This window comes from Amycolatopsis sp. NPDC051371 (assembly GCF_040682155.1).
Classification (GTDB): Bacteria; Actinomycetota; Actinomycetes; order Mycobacteriales; family Pseudonocardiaceae; genus Amycolatopsis.
In genome coordinates this window covers 36520-51902 of sequence record NZ_JBFBAG010000035.1, presented here as the reverse complement: position 1 = coordinate 51902, position 15383 = coordinate 36520, and the positions used below count along the sequence as shown (strand labels likewise).

15 protein-coding genes are annotated in these 15383 nt (G+C 70.9%); 6 read left to right on the top strand and 9 right to left on the bottom strand.

Translation table 11 applies throughout. The annotated features are described in order from the left end of the window. Window positions 1–4: 4 nt before the first annotated feature. The 3 genes from AB0M59_RS35505 to AB0M59_RS35495 are packed head-to-tail and all read left to right on the top strand — an operon-like array spanning window position 5 to window position 2813. Complete coding sequence (locus AB0M59_RS35505) at window positions 5–202, top strand: hypothetical protein (RefSeq protein WP_364624199.1); 198 nt, start codon at window positions 5–7, stop codon at window positions 200–202. Further along, window positions 199–1614, top strand: a complete 1416-nt coding sequence (locus AB0M59_RS35500; protein ID WP_364624197.1) for a sodium:solute symporter family protein — start codon at window positions 199–201, stop codon at window positions 1612–1614. Before AB0M59_RS35505 ends, AB0M59_RS35500 begins: the two co-directional genes overlap by 4 nt. Then, window positions 1611–2813 carry an amidohydrolase family protein gene (locus AB0M59_RS35495; protein WP_364624195.1) on the top strand — a complete coding sequence of 401 codons (1203 nt, stop codon included), beginning with the start codon at window positions 1611–1613 and terminating at the stop codon, window positions 2811–2813. The genes AB0M59_RS35500 and AB0M59_RS35495 overlap by 4 nt, the downstream gene beginning before the upstream one ends. Window positions 2814–2818: 5 nt before the next feature. Here AB0M59_RS35495 and AB0M59_RS35490 read toward each other — a convergent pair whose 3' ends face one another. From AB0M59_RS35490 to AB0M59_RS35480, 3 genes are all read right to left on the bottom strand, one after another. Continuing rightward, window positions 2819–4321, bottom strand: coding sequence for a hypothetical protein (locus tag AB0M59_RS35490; RefSeq protein ID WP_364624193.1), 1503 nt, complete (start codon window positions 4319–4321; stop codon window positions 2819–2821). A 115-nt stretch (window positions 4322–4436) separates the two neighbouring features. Then, complete coding sequence (locus AB0M59_RS35485) at window positions 4437–5234, bottom strand: alpha/beta hydrolase (protein ID WP_364624191.1); 798 nt, start codon at window positions 5232–5234, stop codon at window positions 4437–4439. Between the two features lie 138 nt (window positions 5235–5372). Beyond that, window positions 5373–6530 (bottom strand): steroid 3-ketoacyl-CoA thiolase, encoded by a 1158-nt coding sequence (locus AB0M59_RS35480; protein ID WP_364624189.1) that lies wholly within the window; start codon window positions 6528–6530, stop codon window positions 5373–5375. A 233-nt stretch (window positions 6531–6763) separates the two neighbouring features. On the opposite strand from AB0M59_RS35480, the gene AB0M59_RS35475 reads away from it, so the two are divergent. After that, complete coding sequence (locus tag AB0M59_RS35475; protein WP_364624187.1) at window positions 6764–7990, top strand: cytochrome P450; 1227 nt, start codon at window positions 6764–6766, stop codon at window positions 7988–7990. Here the strand turns inward: AB0M59_RS35475 and AB0M59_RS35470 are convergent. Continuing rightward, window positions 7962–8543: a dienelactone hydrolase family protein gene (locus AB0M59_RS35470; protein ID WP_364624185.1), complete on the bottom strand. Its 582-nt coding sequence runs from the start codon at window positions 8541–8543 to the stop codon at window positions 7962–7964. The two genes, AB0M59_RS35475 and AB0M59_RS35470, sit on opposite strands and share 29 nt — an antisense overlap. Before the next feature lie 35 nt (window positions 8544–8578). Here AB0M59_RS35470 and AB0M59_RS35465 point away from each other — a divergent pair, with 35 nt between their 5' ends. Then, on the top strand, window positions 8579–9370 hold the full coding sequence (locus AB0M59_RS35465) for a transglutaminase family protein (protein ID WP_364624183.1): 792 nt from the start codon (window positions 8579–8581) through the stop codon (window positions 9368–9370). Window positions 9371–9437: 67 nt separating this feature from the next. Beyond that, window positions 9438–10457: a YhjD/YihY/BrkB family envelope integrity protein gene (locus AB0M59_RS35460; protein WP_364624182.1), complete on the top strand. Its 1020-nt coding sequence runs from the start codon at window positions 9438–9440 to the stop codon at window positions 10455–10457. On the opposite strand, the gene AB0M59_RS35455 is transcribed toward AB0M59_RS35460, so the two are convergent. The 5 genes from AB0M59_RS35455 to AB0M59_RS35435 all read right to left on the bottom strand — a co-directional run bounded on the left by AB0M59_RS35455 (window position 10432) and on the right by AB0M59_RS35435 (window position 15354). Then, entirely contained in the window at window positions 10432–11043 is a 612-nt protein-coding gene (locus AB0M59_RS35455) for a TetR/AcrR family transcriptional regulator (RefSeq protein WP_364624180.1), read from the bottom strand. The genes AB0M59_RS35460 and AB0M59_RS35455 overlap by 26 nt on opposite strands. Before the next feature lie 15 nt (window positions 11044–11058). Next, complete coding sequence (locus AB0M59_RS35450) at window positions 11059–12222, bottom strand: thiolase domain-containing protein (RefSeq protein WP_364624178.1); 1164 nt, start codon at window positions 12220–12222, stop codon at window positions 11059–11061. Further along, on the bottom strand, window positions 12219–13232 hold the full coding sequence (locus AB0M59_RS35445) for a thiolase domain-containing protein (RefSeq protein WP_364624176.1): 1014 nt from the start codon (window positions 13230–13232) through the stop codon (window positions 12219–12221). Before AB0M59_RS35445 ends, AB0M59_RS35450 begins: the two co-directional genes overlap by 4 nt. 7 nt (window positions 13233–13239) lie before the next feature. After that, complete coding sequence (locus AB0M59_RS35440; RefSeq protein ID WP_364624174.1) at window positions 13240–14223, bottom strand: OB-fold domain-containing protein; 984 nt, start codon at window positions 14221–14223, stop codon at window positions 13240–13242. Between the two features lie 342 nt (window positions 14224–14565). After that, window positions 14566–15354: a crotonase/enoyl-CoA hydratase family protein gene (locus tag AB0M59_RS35435; protein ID WP_364624172.1), complete on the bottom strand. Its 789-nt coding sequence runs from the start codon at window positions 15352–15354 to the stop codon at window positions 14566–14568. Window positions 15355–15383 lie beyond the last annotated feature (29 nt).

Below are 15383 nucleotides of genomic sequence, written 5' to 3'. Positions count from 1 at the left end.
CGCCGTGCGCAGCTACCACTGGCCCCCGCTGCTCCCGGTCGTCGCGCTGGTCCTGATGCCGTTCCTGCCGTTCGTCAACACCACCGGGCTGTGGCTCGGGCTGCCGCGGATGATCGTGTGGGGCGCGTTCTGGTGCCTCATGTTCACCCCGGCGCTGCTGCTGTCCGAACGCCTGATGCGCGGGCGGGAGGAGGACCAGTGATCCTCACCTTCACCCTCGTCGGCATCGTCCTGATCGGCGTCCTCGGCTTCGTCGGGCGCCGCAAGCCCGTCGCCGACCTGGCCGAATGGACCGTCGGCGGCCGCCGCTTCGGCGCGCTGACGATGTGGTTCCTGCAGGCGGGGGAGGTGTTCACCACCTTCACCTTCCTCGGCATGGCCGGGCTCGCGTTCTCCGGCGGCGTCGCGGCGATGTACGCGCTGCCGTACGTGCCGATCGCCTACGTCGTGCTGTTCTTCCTCGCGAAGCGCCTCTGGACGCTGGGCAAGGAGCGCGGTTACCTCACCCAGGGCGACTTCCTCGAGGACCGCTACTCCAGCCGGGCGCTCGGGACGCTGTCGGCGGTGCTCGGCGTCGTGTTCGTGCTGCCGTACCTGCAGCTGCAGATCACCGGGCTCGGCCTGATCGTCCGGCTGGTCACCGGCGACAGCGCGTCCGGCACGCTGAGCATGGTCACCGGCAGCGTGCTGATCGTCGCGTTCGTGCTGTGGGCCGGGTTGCGCGGCGTCGCGGCGACGTCCTACTTCAAGGACGGCATCATGCTGGTCGCGCTCGTGGTGCTGATCATCGCGGTGCCGACGCACTTCGCGGGCGGGATCCCGGCGGTGTTCCACAAGATCGAGCAGCTGCACCCGGAGAAGCTGATCGTCCACAGTGGAGCGAACGACCACGTCTGGTTCGTGACGAGCATGCTGGTCAGCGCCATCGGCGTCGGGCTGATGACGTTGCCGCACTCGTGGCCGGCACTGATGTCCGCGCGCGACCCGAAGGTGCTGCGGCGCAACTACACCTGGATGCCGATCTACGAGCTGTGCCTGCTGCTGCCGATGATCGTGGGGTTCGCCGCGATCATCGTGGTGCCCAAGGGGAGTGACCCGAACGGCGTATTGCTGACCCTGTCGAAGGATGCATTGCCGGGCTGGGTGACGGGAATCATCGTGGTCGCCGCGACGGCCACCGCGATGGTCCCGGCGGCCGGGATCCTGATCGGCATCTCGTCGCTGGTGGCGCGCAACATCGTCCGCGTCCGCAGTGGCCGCAAGCAGTTCTGGATCAACCACGGCACGGTTGTGCTCGCGAGTACCCTTGCCCTCGTGCTCGGCATCTTCCGGCCGGATCTGCTGGCCAACCTGCTGTTGCTCACCTACTCGGGGTCGGTCCAGCTGGCCCCGGCCAACCTGCTGGGCTTCCTGAAGCGGGTGCCCGTCGGCAAGGGGCCGGTGTTCGCCGGGCTGATCGCCGGTGAGCTCGTCGTCATCTGGCTGACCTTTGTGGACACTCATTTCGCCGGAACCGTCAACGTGGGTCTGATCGGGCTCGGCGTCAACGTCGTCGTGCTGGCTCTGGCGGCGCTGGTGGTCCGGCGACAGACTTCCCCCGTGGAGGCGGCGTGACGCGCACGGTATTCACCGGCGGCTCGGTGTTCGACGGCACCGGCGCGGAGCCGGCGGCGGCCGACGTCGTCGTCGAGCACGGCCGGATCGTCGACGTCGGCACGGACCTGGACGGCGACGAGGGCGTCGACTGTTCCGGCGCGGTGCTGCTGCCCGGCCTCTTCGACTGCCACGTGCACGTCACGGTGTCGGACATCGGGCTGATGTCGCGCGTGCAGAAGCCGTTCTCCTACCAGTTCTACGAAGCCGCGCGGAACCTCTGGGCGACGCTCGGGCTGGGCATCACGACGGTGCGCGACGCGTCGGGCGCGGACCTCGGCATCAAGCAGGCGGTCGACGACGGGCTGATCCCGGGGCCGCGGCTGCAGATCTCGATCGGGCTGATCAGCCAGACTGGCGGGCACGGCGACAGCTGGAACCCGTCGAGCATCTGCGTTCCGCTGCTGGTCCCGCACCCGGGCCGCCCGGACGCGACGGCCGACGGCCCCGACGAGATCCGCCGGGTCGCGCGGACGCTGCTGCGCGCGGGCGCGGACGTGCTGAAGGTGTGCACGACCGGCGGCGTGCTTTCCCCGCGCGACGACCCGCGGCACTCGCAATACACGCCGGAGGAGCTGGAGGTCCTGGTCGCCGAGGCGGCGATGCAGGGGCGCCCGGTGATGGCGCACGCCCAGGGCGCGGCGGGCATCAAGAACGCGGTCCGGGCGGGCGTGCGCTCGATCGAGCACGGCATCTACCTCGACGACGAGGCGATCGAGCTGATGCTGGGCCACGGGACGTGGCTGGTCCCGACGCTGATCGCCCCGGTCAACGTGGTCCGCGCGGCCGACGCCGGGGTGGATCTGCCGGCGTCGGTGGTGGCGAAGGCGCGCGAGGTGGTGGAGGTGCACCGGGATTCGGTCCGTCGCGCGTATGCGGCCGGCGTCCGGATCGCGATGGGGACGGACAGCGGGGTCGGGCCGCACGGCACGAACCTGGAGGAGCTGGCCCTGATGGCGGCGTGCGGCATGACCCAGGCGGACGTCCTGGAGGCGACGACGTCCTCGGCCGCGCGGCTGATGGGGCTCGACGGCGAGCTGGGGCGGATCGAGCCGGGGCTGCGGGCGGATCTCGTGGTGGTGGCGGGGGATCCGTACGACTTCCCGGCGCTGGCCTCGAACATCCGGGAGGTCTGGAAGGACGGGGTCCGGGTGGTCTGACGTCCTCAGGGCGCCAGCCGGGCGAGGTCGACGACGGCCTTGTCGAAGCGGAAGACGTCGGCGGGCACGGCTTTGGTGTCGTCGGTGAGCAGAGCGACGTAGCAGCCGTAGTCGATGGCGAAGCCGTCGTAGAGCCGTCCCGGGTGCCGGGGATCGACCACGCCCCGGCGCACGACGTGGAGCAAGCGCGCGTCGCACAGCCGGTCGATCGTGGCCGGGCGGTCCGCCGCGGGCAGCAGGAAGGTGCGGGACCGGCGCCGGCCGACGACCTCGTCCACCAGGAGCGCCAGCAGCCGGTCGGCGTCCTCGTCCCTGCTGACCGCGATCTTCTTGTCCCGCAGGTACCAGTCGCGCGCCGCCCGGCGCACGTGGGACCGGCCGATCCGGTCGGTGTGGGCGTGCTGGGCGGCCAGCGCGGCGATGTTGATCGCGTCGCGGGGGACACCCTCGGCGGCCCGGACCAGCTCGGGGAACGCGCCCTCCTGGAAGGCGCCCTTCGCGAACTCGTCGATCCCGGGCGCCTCCGTCCGCAGCATCGTCTCCAGGACCGGCCGGACGTGGTTGTGGAACAGCTGGAGGAAGAACGCCTGGGCCCGTTCGCGGGACTGGTCGAACACCAGGGCGTCGTCGAGGCTCACCGTGGACGCCGCGTCCGAGCCCACCTCGATCCCCAGGTAGTCGCCGTGGACGGGGACGAAGAACCGGGCGCGGTGCTCGATGGCGGCGATCTTCACGGTGATGCCGCGGATCGGCAGGATGCTGCGGCGCAAGAGATCCGCGAGGAACGGCTGCAGGTCGAGCGGGACGCTGCTCCATTCGTCGAGGAGCAGCCAGAGCCGCGCCGGCCGGATCCCGTCCGCGACGGCCTGGATCGCCCGGCTGAGCGGGCCGAACATCACCCGGTGCTGCTCGACGCCGGTGCGCAGCTGCCGGCTGGACTCGGTCGTGGAAGCCCGGTGGCGCAACGAACCCTTGATCCCGGCCTGGCGGCCGAGCGACGCCTCGAGCCCGCTCCGGCGCTCGTCGGCGGCCCTGCTGGTCTGCTCCCGGGTCGTCTCGCCGACGACCTCGACCTCGGTCGCGGCGGCAACCAGTGCGTCGAGACCGCGCAGGAACCCGTCCTGGTCGGCCACCTGCCCGTCCACGGCCAGGGCGAGGAGCTGGTCGTGGACCGCTTCGAGGGTGTCGACGAGCAGCTGCGTGCCGCGTTGGGCGGGGCTCAGCGACACGTTGGAGTACAGGCCGCCGGTCGATCCGATCGTGCGCAGGTCCAGGGAGATCGGGACGTCGCCGGTCTGCTCGACGAGGTCGTGGAGGTGCAGCAGCCCGTGGGTCTTGCCGGTGCCGCGCCGGCCGAAGAGGACCTGGTGGTCGGTCGAGTTGATCAGGGCGGAGAAGGAGCCGGCGGCGACGTAGGTGGCGGCCAGCGTCGAGCGATCGGCGCTTTCCGCCCGGCGCGGGATCCGCATGAGCGCCTGGTTGAGGTGCAGCTGACCGGCCTGCGCCATGCGACTCCCTGCTCCCGGGTGGTTCGCGTGGTCGAGAGCTTCCGGCGCAGCCGGGTCGGATGCGCCGACTCGCACGGTACAGCGCCCGGAACCCCGCGCAGTACCGGAAACCGGGTCAACCCTCTGGGCTGAGCAGGTCCTTCAACGCCACCGCGAACTTCGCCGGGTTCCGTTGCGGCGCCAGGTGGGCCCCCGGCATCTCGGTGAACGGCAGCCCCAGCTCCAGCGCCAGGATCTTCGCCGGCTGGTAGTGGTAGCGCCCGCGGCTGCCTTCGCCCGCTGCCGGGATCAGCTCCGTGCTCGCCTTGCGCAGGGCGCGCAGGTCCGGCAGGTAGTCGAAGAACTCCGTCAGCTCGCGGTCGAACAGCCGGATCCAGTCGGCCTCGTGCGGGAGGCGCAGGTTCGGCAGGTCGGGCAGGGCCGCGCCCGCGATCGCGTCGGCGAAGCGCGTCACCGCCGTCAGCAGCTCACCCGAACGGGCCAGCCGGACCTGTTCCGCGGCCGCTTCGAGCCAGCCGCCCGCGTCCGGCATCAGGTGCACCGCCGGGGGTTCGTGCGCGACCAGCGTCGTCACGCGGCTCGGGAACCGGGCCACCAGGTCGAGGCCGATCAGCGCGCCCGCGCTCGAGCCGAACACCAGCGCCGGGCCGTCGGTCGCGTGCTCCAGCACCGCCAGCGCGTCGTCGGCCTGGCGCGACACCGGGACCGGGCCCGTGGTGGTGTCCGTGCTGCCGAAGTGGCCGCGCCGGTCGTACGTGATGACGGTGTAGTCCGCGTACAGCTGCTTCGCCAGCGCGCGGTAGGAGTCACCCGCCCCGGTGCCGCCCGCGATCAGCAGCAGCGCCGGGCCCTCGCCGCCGCGGCGGACGAGGAGCTCGCCGTCCTCCACCGGGCAACGGCTCTCCGAGATCATGCCTTGAAGTCAAGCACAGACAACGAAGTGGGCGTCGCGGTGGTCGCCCCCCCCGGCGCCGCCGGGCCGGTGCTGCGCAAGGCTTTCGCGAACGTCCGCCCGGCGGACCCGCGCTCGAGGACCGGGATCGAGGGGACGCTAGAGCCGTTCGATGATCGTCGCCGTCGCGAGCGCGCCCCCGGCGCACATCGTCACCAGCGCCGTCGACGCGTCCCGGCGCTCCAGCTCGTGCAACGCCGTCGTCAGCAGCCGGGCCCCGGTGCTCCCCACCGGGTGACCCAGCGCGATCGCGCCGCCGTTGACGTTCACGCGCGACTCGTCCGGCGAAAGCGTCCGCTGCCACGACAGGGCCACCGACGCGAAAGCCTCGTTCACCTCGAACAGGTCCGGGTCGGCGATCGTCATCCCGGCGCGAGCGAGCACCCGCTCGGTCGCGCGGATCGGGCCGTCCAGGTGGTAGTACGGCTCCGCGCCGACCAAGGCCTGCGCCACGATCCGGGCTCGGGGACGCAGTCCGAGCGAAGAAGCCCGCGAAGAGTCCATCAGGAGCAGCGCCGCCGCGCCGTCGGAGATCTGCGACGACGTCCCCGCCGTGTGGACGCCGTCCTCCACCACCGGCTTCAACCGCGCCAGGCCTTCGGCCGTCGTCTCACGCAGGCCCTGGTCGCGGCCGACCAGGCGCGTCTCTCCCGTCAACGCACCCGACTCCGACAGGACCGGGGCCTTCACCGGCACCACTTCGCGGTCGAAGTGCCCGGCCTCCCACGCGGCCGCCGCCTTCTGCTGGGACGCGGCGCCGAACGCGTCGACGTCGGCCCGCGTCAGCCCGCGCCGGACGGCGATCCGCTCCGCCGCGCCGTACTGGTTGGGCAGGTCGATCGACCACGACGACGGCCGCGGCGAGCCGTCACCCCGGTTCGCGCCCAGCGGCACCCGGCTCATCGCCTCGACCCCGCACGCGACGCCCACCTCGATCGCGTCCGCAGCGATCAGGCCCGCGACCAGGTGGGTCGCCTGCTGCGCCGAGCCGCACTGGGCGTCGATCGTGGTCGCGCCGGCCGTCTCCGGCAGGCCCGCGTGCAGCCACGCCGTGCGCGTGACGTTGCCGGACTGCTCGCCGGCTTGCGTGACGCAGCCGCCGATCAGCTGCTCGACCAGGGCCGGGTCGATCCCGGCGCGGTCGAGCAGGGCCAGCTGCGCGGCGCCCAGCAGCTCGGCCGCGTGCAGGCCGGCCAGCAGCCCGCCGCGCTTGCCGATCGGGGTCCGCACGGCTTCGACGATGACCGGCACGCCCATGTCGTCCCTTTCGTCGGGTAACGCTGTCCAGTAACTCAAAAACTAGAACAAGTTATCGTTCTGTGCAAGCGGCCGCAGGGTCGGCGTGATCTTGATCTTTGTCGAGTGAGCGGTCGCTCACCTGGCCTCATCGGTCAAGTTAACGGGTTTCACTGAACGGTCTTCCGCTAGTTAACACCGTATGCTCTAATCGCCGTTAGAACGTGTTTCAAAGGCGAACCGTGGGAGGCAACGTGGCCGCTCCGCTCATCCCCGCCGGTTTCGACTTCACGGACCCGGACCTCTACGCCGAACGGCTGCCCCTGGCCGAATTCGCCGAACTCAGGCGGACGGCGCCCGTGTGGTGGAACCCCCAGAAGACCAACACCGCAGGCTTCGGCGACGACGGCTACTGGGTCGTCTCGCGCCACGAAGACGTGAAGGAGGTCTCGCGCGACAGCACGCTCTACTCGTCCAGCGAGAAGACCGCGATCATCCGCTTCGACGAGAGCATGACCGAGGACCGCCTCAACGCGAACCGCCTGGTCCTGCTCAACATGGACGCCCCGCAGCACACGAAGCTGCGGAAGATCGTCTCGAAGGGCTTCACCCCGCGTTCCATCGCGAAACTCGAGGACACCCTGCGCGACCGCGCGGAGCGGATCGTCCACGAGGCGCGCAAGAAGGGGACCGGCGACTTCGTCACCGACGTCGCGTGCGAGCTTCCCCTGCAGGCCATCGCCGAGCTGATCGGCATCCCCCAGGAAGACCGGCTCAAGATCTTCGACTGGTCGAACCAGATGGTCGCCTACGACGACCCGGAGTACGAGGTCGAGCCGCTGGAGGCGTCCGCGCAGCTCATCGGCTACGCCTGGAACATGGCCGAGGACCGGCGCAAGTGCCCGATGGACGACATCGTCACGAAGCTGATCCAGGCCGACGTCGACGGCGAAGCGCTCGGCTCCGACGAGTTCGGCTTCTTCGTCATCCTGCTCGCCGTCGCCGGCAACGAGACCACGCGCAACGCCATCACCCACGGCATGAAAGCGTTCCTCGACCACCCGGACCAGTGGGAGCTGTTCAAGGAGCAGCGGCCGAAGACGGCGCCGGACGAGATCGTCCGCTGGGCCACCCCGGTGGTCGCGTTCCAGCGCACCGCCACCCGCGACACCGAGCTGGGCGGCGCGCACATCCGCAAGGGCGACCGCGTCGGCATGTTCTACAGCTCCGCCAACTTCGACCACGAGGTCTTCGACGACCCGGAGAAGTTCGACATCCTCCGCGAAGACAACCCGCACGTCGGCTTCGGCGGCACCGGTTCGCACTACTGCATCGGCGCCAACCTGGCCCGGCTGGAGATCGACCTGATCTTCAACGCGATCGCGGACGTGATGCCGGGCATCACCGAGGCCGAGCCCCCGGTGCGGTTGCGGTCGAGCTGGCTCAACGGGATCAAGCACTACCCGGTGCGGTACGCCTGAGGAACTCGAGGACGCGCCGCAAGGTGAGCGCGGCCGCGCGCTCGTCGTGGTCGGGCCCGTCCGCGTCGGTGTAGAAGTGGCCGATGCCGGGGTAGCGGAACACCTCGGCATCGGCGCCCGACCGGGTCGCGGCGGTGGACCACGCCGCGACCTGCGCCGGCGGCGCGATCGGGTCGGGGTCGGCGACGTGCACCTGCACCGGCAGTCCGGTGCTGGTCCCGGCGGGCAGATTCCCCAAGGCGTGCAGCAGCAGGACGCCGGCGGTGCCGGGCCGGTGCGGCAGCACGGTCTCGACGACACCCGCCCCCATCGACACCCCGACGAGCACGGTCTCCGCGGGCAGGTCGCGGACGGCGTCGCGGGCTCGCCGGGTGATGGTCTCCCAGCCGACGGCGTCCTTCAGCGCGAAGCCCTCCTCGAGGGTCGACGCCGTGCGGCCGTCGTAGAGGTCCGGCGTGACGACGCGGTGCCCGGCCTCCCGCAGGCGGCCGGCGAGACCGAGTTCGACGGGCCGCAGCCCCAGGACGGAGTGGAACAGCGCGATGTCGGCCACCCGGCGATTCTGCCAAAGGGTGACATCATGAGGTGATGGCCCCGCGAGCGACCGTCGACGTCGAGTTCTCCGTCCGCGTCACCGAACCCGGGCCCGCGGCGGTCTCGGTCGCCGCGGCGCACGCGGACACCGAGGAGCTCAAGGTCTCCTGGCACGGCGAAAGCGAGCTCGTCGAGTTCGAGCACGGGACCCGCGCCGAGGTCTTCGACTTGCCCGCCGGCGAGCACCGCGTCACCTACCACGCCGAACGCGCGCTGGCCGAGCCCGAACCCGAGCCGGTCACGCGCGCCGACGCCGCCGTCTTCACGCGGCCGAGCCGGTACTGCCCGTCCGACCGGGTCGCCGGGCTGGTGCCGCCGGAGCTCTACTCCATGAAGGGCGACCGGAAGAAAGTCGACGCCATCGTCCGGCACGTCCACGAGCGACTGTCCTATGTGGTCGGATCCAGCCGCGGAACCGACGACGCGATCGACACGCTCCTCGCGGGGGAGGGCGTCTGCCGCGACTTCGCGCACGTCTGCATCACGCTGTGCCGGTCCCTCGACATCCCCGCGCGCTACGTCGGCGTCTACGCGCCCGGACTGGCCCCGATGGACTTCCACGCCGTGTTCGAGGCCGCCGTCGACGGCCACTGGTACGTCTTCGACGCCACCCGCCTGGCGCCGCGCCAGACCATGCTGCGCATCTCCACCGGCCGCGACGCCGCGGACACCTCGTTCCTGGCCACCCTCGGCTGCGAGCTCGACTTCCTGGGCAGCACGGTGTTCGCGACGACGGACGCCGCCCTGCCGGTGGACGACGGCACGGAGCTGGTCGTCCTGGGCTGATGCCGATCGGATGGTCCGACCGCGTGTTGTCTGCGCTAAGAGGCCGTCCGCTGGGTAGACAGTGTCCGTGAAGAGTTCCCCCAAGGTCCCGACCCCCTGGGCGCGGGCCCGTGCCCGGTACCGGTGGCTGGACCACATCGCCCGCGCGACCAACCGCTACATCGACCGCGGCGGCTACCACTACGTCGCCTCGATCACCTACTTCAGCCTGCTGTCGCTGGTGCCGCTGCTGATGGTCGCGTCGTCGGTCGCCGGGTTCGTGCTGGCCAGCCAGCCGCACCTGCTCGACACGATGGTCCGCGCGATCGTGTCCACGCTGCCCGGCGGGCTCGGCGACAAGGCCACCGACCTGCTCACCGGCTTCGTCGACCAGCGGACGAGCGTCGGGGCGGTCGGCCTGGTCATCGGCCTCTACTCGGGCTGGAACTGGATGAACGCCCTGCGGGACTCGCTGACCGCCTTGTGGGGGCAGAACCGGTCCGACCAGCCGCTGCTGCGGCTCATCGCCGTCGACCTGCTCGCGCTGCTCGGCCTGAGCGCGGCGCTGCTGGTGTCGTTCACGATCACCATCTCCGGCACCGCGCTCGGCAGCTACCTGCTGCGGCTGGCCGGCCTGGACGACACGAGCTGGGGGCACCAGCTCGTCTCGGCGTCCTCGGTGCCGCTCTCGCTGGCCGCGGACTGGCTGGTGTTCCTGTGGGTGCTCACGCGGCTGCCGCGGCAGAAGGTGGGCGTGCGCAGCGCGATGCGCGGCGCGATCGCCCTGGCCATCGGGTTCGAGGCGCTCAAGCTGGCCGGCGGCATCTACCTCCGGCTGATCGGCGACTCGCCGACCGGCATCGCGTTCGGCTCGGTCATCGGCCTGATCTTCTTCATCTCGCTGATCGCGCGGATGCTCGTCTACGTCACGGCGTGGACGGCGACCGGCTCCGACGCGCCGCCGAAGCCGATCCAGCCGCCGGCCCCGGTCGTGCTCGAGCCGGTGATCGTGGTGGACCCGCCGGTCGCGGTGCCGGCCACCGTCGGCGTCGTGACCGGGGTGATCGGCACGCTGCTCGCGCTCAAGTGGCGACGTTCGCGAGGCTGAAGAGCCGCATCAGCTGGTGGTCGATCAGCGCGATGGCCGCCTCGGGCGTGCGCTGGCCCAGGACGATGCTGGTCTGCAGGCCGTCGACGCTCGACAGGAGCAGCTCGGCCTCCGGTACCAGTTCGAGGTCCGGCGCCACCTCACCGCGGTCGCGGCCCCACGCCAGCAGGTCCGCGGTCAGCCGTTCCAGCTCGGGCGGCGCGGCGCTGAACGCCGACGCGAGGCCGGGGTCCGAAAGGGACCGGACGAAGTAGGCGAGGTGCACGAGGTAGCGCGTGCGGCGCCCGTCGTCGACCGGCAGCATCCCGACGAGCATGGTGCGCAGCACTTCGCGCGGGGTCGCGCCCTCCTCCGGGTCGATGCCCTCGCGGACGCCCTCCCCGGTGTCGGCGTTGAGGATTTCGAGCGCGCCGAGCAGCAGGTCGTCGCGCGTGCCGAAGTAGTACTGGACGAGCCGCAGCGAAACCCCGGCTTCGGCCGCGACCTTGCGCAGGGACACGTCTTCGAGCCCGCGCGCGCTCGCGATCCGCCAGACGGCTTCGGCGATCTGGCGGCGGCGTTGCTCGTGGTCAGCGAGTATCGGCATGGTGGGTCGAGCGTATCAACGCGGCTTGCCGGCGCCGACGACCCACATCGAGAAGTACTGCGACCCGCCGCCGTAGGCGTGTCCGACCGCGATGCGGGCGCCGTCGACCTGGTAGTCCCCGGCCCGGCCCATGACCTGCTTCGCGGCTTCGGAGAAGCGAAGCATGCCGGACGCGCCGATCGGGTTGGACGAGAGCACCCCGCCGGACGGGTTCACCGGCAGCCGCCCGCCGATCGCCGTCTCGCCGGCCTCGGTGACCTTCCAGCCTTCACCTTCGGGCGCGAACCCGAGGTTCTCCAGCCACATCGGCTCGAACCACGAGAACGGCACGTAGATTTCGGCGACGTCCACTTCGGACATCGGGTCCTTGATCCCGGCTTCGGCCCAGAGGGCGGCGGCGGCGTCCCGGCCGGCTTGGGGGTTGACCTGGTCGCGGCCGGCGAACGTCGTCGGCTCGGTGCGCATCGCCGTCGCGTGGATCCACGCGGCGCCGCCTTCGACGGCGTCCCCGGCGGCCTCGTCGCCGAGCACCATCGCGCACGCGCCGTCGGACGACGGGCACGTCTCGTCGTAGCGGATCGGGTCCCACAGCATCTGCGACGCCTGCACCGACTCGACGGTGATGTCGGCCTGCTGCAGGTGGGCGTACGGGTTCAGGGCGCCGTTGCGCCGGTCCTTCGCGGCGACGATCGCCCCGATGTGATCGGGCGCGCCGGAGCGGCGGATGTAGGAGCGTACGTGCGGGGCGAAGTAGCCGCCCGCGCCGGCGCCGACCGGCATCTGGAACGGCGGCAGGATCGACAGGCCCCACATCGCGTTCGATTCGGACTGCTTCTCGTACGCCACCGTGAGCACCCGGCGGTGCACGCCGGACTGGACGAGCGAGGCCGCGACCAGGGCCGTCGACCCGCCGACCGAACCGGCGGTGTGCACGCGCAGCAACGGTTTCCCGGTCGCGCCGAGGGAGTCGGCGAGGAAGAGCTCGGGCATCATCACGCCCTCGAACAGGTCCGGCGCCTTGCCGAGCACGACGGCGTCGATGTCCGCCCACCCGACCTGGGCGTCGTCCATCGCGCGGTCGATCGCTTCGCGGAGCAGGCCCGGCATCGAGACGTCCTGCCGCTTGGCGCGGTGGTGCGTCTGGCCGGTGCCGAGCACGGCGGTGAGCTGCTTGGTCATCGGGCCTCCAGCACGGTCACCAGGTTCTGTTGCAGGGCCGGGCCGCTCGTCGCGTGCGCCACGGCCTTGCGGGATTCGCCGCTGTGGATCCGGGTCGCCGCCTCGCCGATGCGGGCGAGGCCGGCGGAGAACATCGGGTTGGCGGCCAGCGCCCCGCCCGACGGGTTGATCTTCGCGGTGTCGTCGAGCTTCAGGGCCGTCCGCAGGATCAGCTCCTGGTGCGTGAACGGCGCGTGCAGCTCGGCGAGGTCGACGCCGTCGAGGTCCAGGGCCTGGGCCGCGGATTCGGTGGACGGTGAGCGCGTCAGGTCGCGGGCGCCGAGGACGGGGGAGTCGACGCGGTGCTCGATGCCCTGGATCACCGCCGGGTGCTCCACGATGTCCTTCGCGCGTTCCACAGTGGACAGGACGATCACGGCCGCGCCGTCGGTGATCGGCGCGATGTCGTGCCGGCGCAATGGATCCGCGAGGTAGGGCGTGTCGAGGAGTTCGCTGACGTCCTTGCCGGTGCCCCGGGCGGCGACCTCGGCGAGGTCCTTTTCGGACCAGAGCCCGGCCTCCAGGCCCAGCCGCGCCTGGATCCCGGCGATCGAGACCGAGTCCGGCCACAGGGGAGTGACGACGTACGGATCGAGCTGCAGGGCGAGCACCCGGCGCAGCTGTCCGGCGCTGGACTTGCCGAAGCCGTAGACGAGCGCGGTCTCGACCTCGCCCATCTTGATCTTCAGCCACGCTTCGTAGAGCGCCCAGGCGGCGTCCATCTCGACGTGCGACTCGTGGATCGGCGGGAACGCGCCGATCGCGTCGACGGCGGCGATGAACGAGAAGGCGCGCCCGGCCAGGTAGTCCGACGAGCCGGAGCACCAGAAGCCGATGTCCTTTTTGGACAGGCCGGTCTTTTCGAAGACCTCGGCGAAGATCGGGACGAGCATCTCCACGCCGTTGGTGGTGCCGTCGGTTTCCCGGACGTTGGGGGCCTTCGCGAAGCCCGCGATCGCGACGTCTGGCATCAGGACCTCACAGGTGGTGGGCGAAGGTTTCGTAGGCCGCGTCCGGCTCGCCGGTCGGCTCGAAGTGGCTGATGTTCTCCAGCGACGTCCACCACTCCTCGCGGGGTTTCCACGCGGCGCGCACGCGCATGCCCATCTTGACGTCCTGGGCGTCACAGCCGAGAACGAGGTGGAGGAAGGCGATGTCGGCGCCGTCGAGCAGGATGTACGCGGCGACGTACGGCGGCTTGAGCCGCTGGCCGAGGAACGGGACGTTGACGATGCAGAACGTCGTCACGATGCCGGTGTCGGGCAGTTCGACCTCGTCGGTGGTCGGCACGCCGTCGGTCGGGCAGGCGCCGCGCGGCGGGATGTAGACCTTCTCGCAGGCGGGGCAGCGCTGGCCGATGAGCTTTCCCTCGGCGAGCCCGCGCAGGTAGCGGCTCTCCTCAGGGGACGCGGAGTGCTGGTACTTGAGGTGCACGGGCGTGATGATCACGCTGACCGGGGCGCCTTCCGCGCGCTCGGCGACCGGGGGAGCGGGCTCGGTCGGCGTGGTGTCCTCGGCGTCGAGGGGGAGGAAGTAGGCGATGTCGCGGATGTGCCCGACCGTCTCCTCAGCCCACCTGACCCGGACCCGCTGTCCACTGTGGATCTTCTCGGGCGCGCCGGCGTCGACGGCGTGGAGCATGGCGGAGTCGGCGCCGTCGAGCTTGACGAGCGCCCAGGCGAAGGGCCGGCTCAGCGGCTGCCCGTCGAGCGGCTCGGCGCACCAGGACCAGGAGACGACGGTGCCCTCTTCGGCCACCGGGACGAACTCGCTGAGCTGTTCGGCGGTGACGGGGTCGTACTCGACCGGCGGAACGTGCACGCGGCCGTCACTGCCCCGGATGCCTTCGATGCGGTGCTCCCGCAGCGCGTTCACGAACCGGCCGAGGACGGGCCCGGTGGAGCGCGTGTAGTCGAAGCCGACGTTGAGCGGTGCCGCCAGTGGTGTCTCGGTCACGTCCATGAGTGAAACACGTTCTCGTTCTGGCGGCAAGCTGCAGCACTCGGCCCGTGGAACACGTTCTAGATAACCGGTGCGCAAAGGGGCATCACGCGTGCTTGGGCGGGCATCACGCGTGATCGAGGGGGCATCGCGCCGATGCCCCGCCAATCACACGCGATGCCCCTCCAGTCACGCGTGATGCCCCGCTGATCACGGTGATCAAGGACCGAACTCGCGTGATTGGATTCCGAACTCGCGTGATTGGATTCCGAACTCGCGTGATTGGGGCCGGAACTCGCCGGTTCCGGCCCCAATCACGCGAGTTACGTCTCTGATCACGCGAGATCCGGCTTCGATCACGGGTCAGCGGCCGCGGAACTCCGGCTTCCGTTTTTCGCTGAAGGCCCGCGGGCCTTCCTTGGCGTCCTCCGACGCGAAGACCTCGATCCCGTACTGCGAGTCGAGCTTGAAGGCCTCCTCCTCGTGGAGCCCTTCGGTGTCCCGGATCGTCCGCAGGATCGCGCGGACCGCGACCGGGCCGTTCCGGTTCACCAGTTCGGCCAGTTCGAGTGCCTTCGTCATGGCCTGGCCGTCCGGGACCACGTGGCCGATCAAGCCGATGGCCAGCGCTTCGTCCGCGCTAAGGTGGCGGCCGGTGAGCAGGATGTCCGCGGCGAGGGTGTACGGGATCTGGCGCGGCAGCCGTACCGCCGACCCGCCCATCGGGAACAGTCCCCACCGCGCCTCGGACACCCCGAACCGAGCAGAAGAACCCGCGACCCGGATGTCCGTCCCCTGGAGGATCTCCGTCCCGCCCGCGATCGCCGGCCCCTCGACCGCCGCGATCAGCGGCTTCGTCAGGCGACGGCCCTTCAGGAGGCCCGGGATGTGCGCGGGGTCGAACTTGCCCGCGTCGAACGCCGCCGCCGGGGAGTTCTTCGACATCGACTTCAGGTCCGCGCCCGCGCAGAACGCGCCGCCCGCGCCGGTCAGGATGCAGCTGCGGATCGAGTCGTCCGCGTCGACCCGGTCCCAGGCGTCGACCATGATCGACATCATCTCGCCGGTGATCGCGTTGCGCGCCTCGGGCCGGTTCATCGTGACGACGAGGGTCTGGCCCTCCTGTGAGACCAGCGCGTGCGGTTCACCCACGGAAACCTCCTGAAGGAGCAGTGCCATTG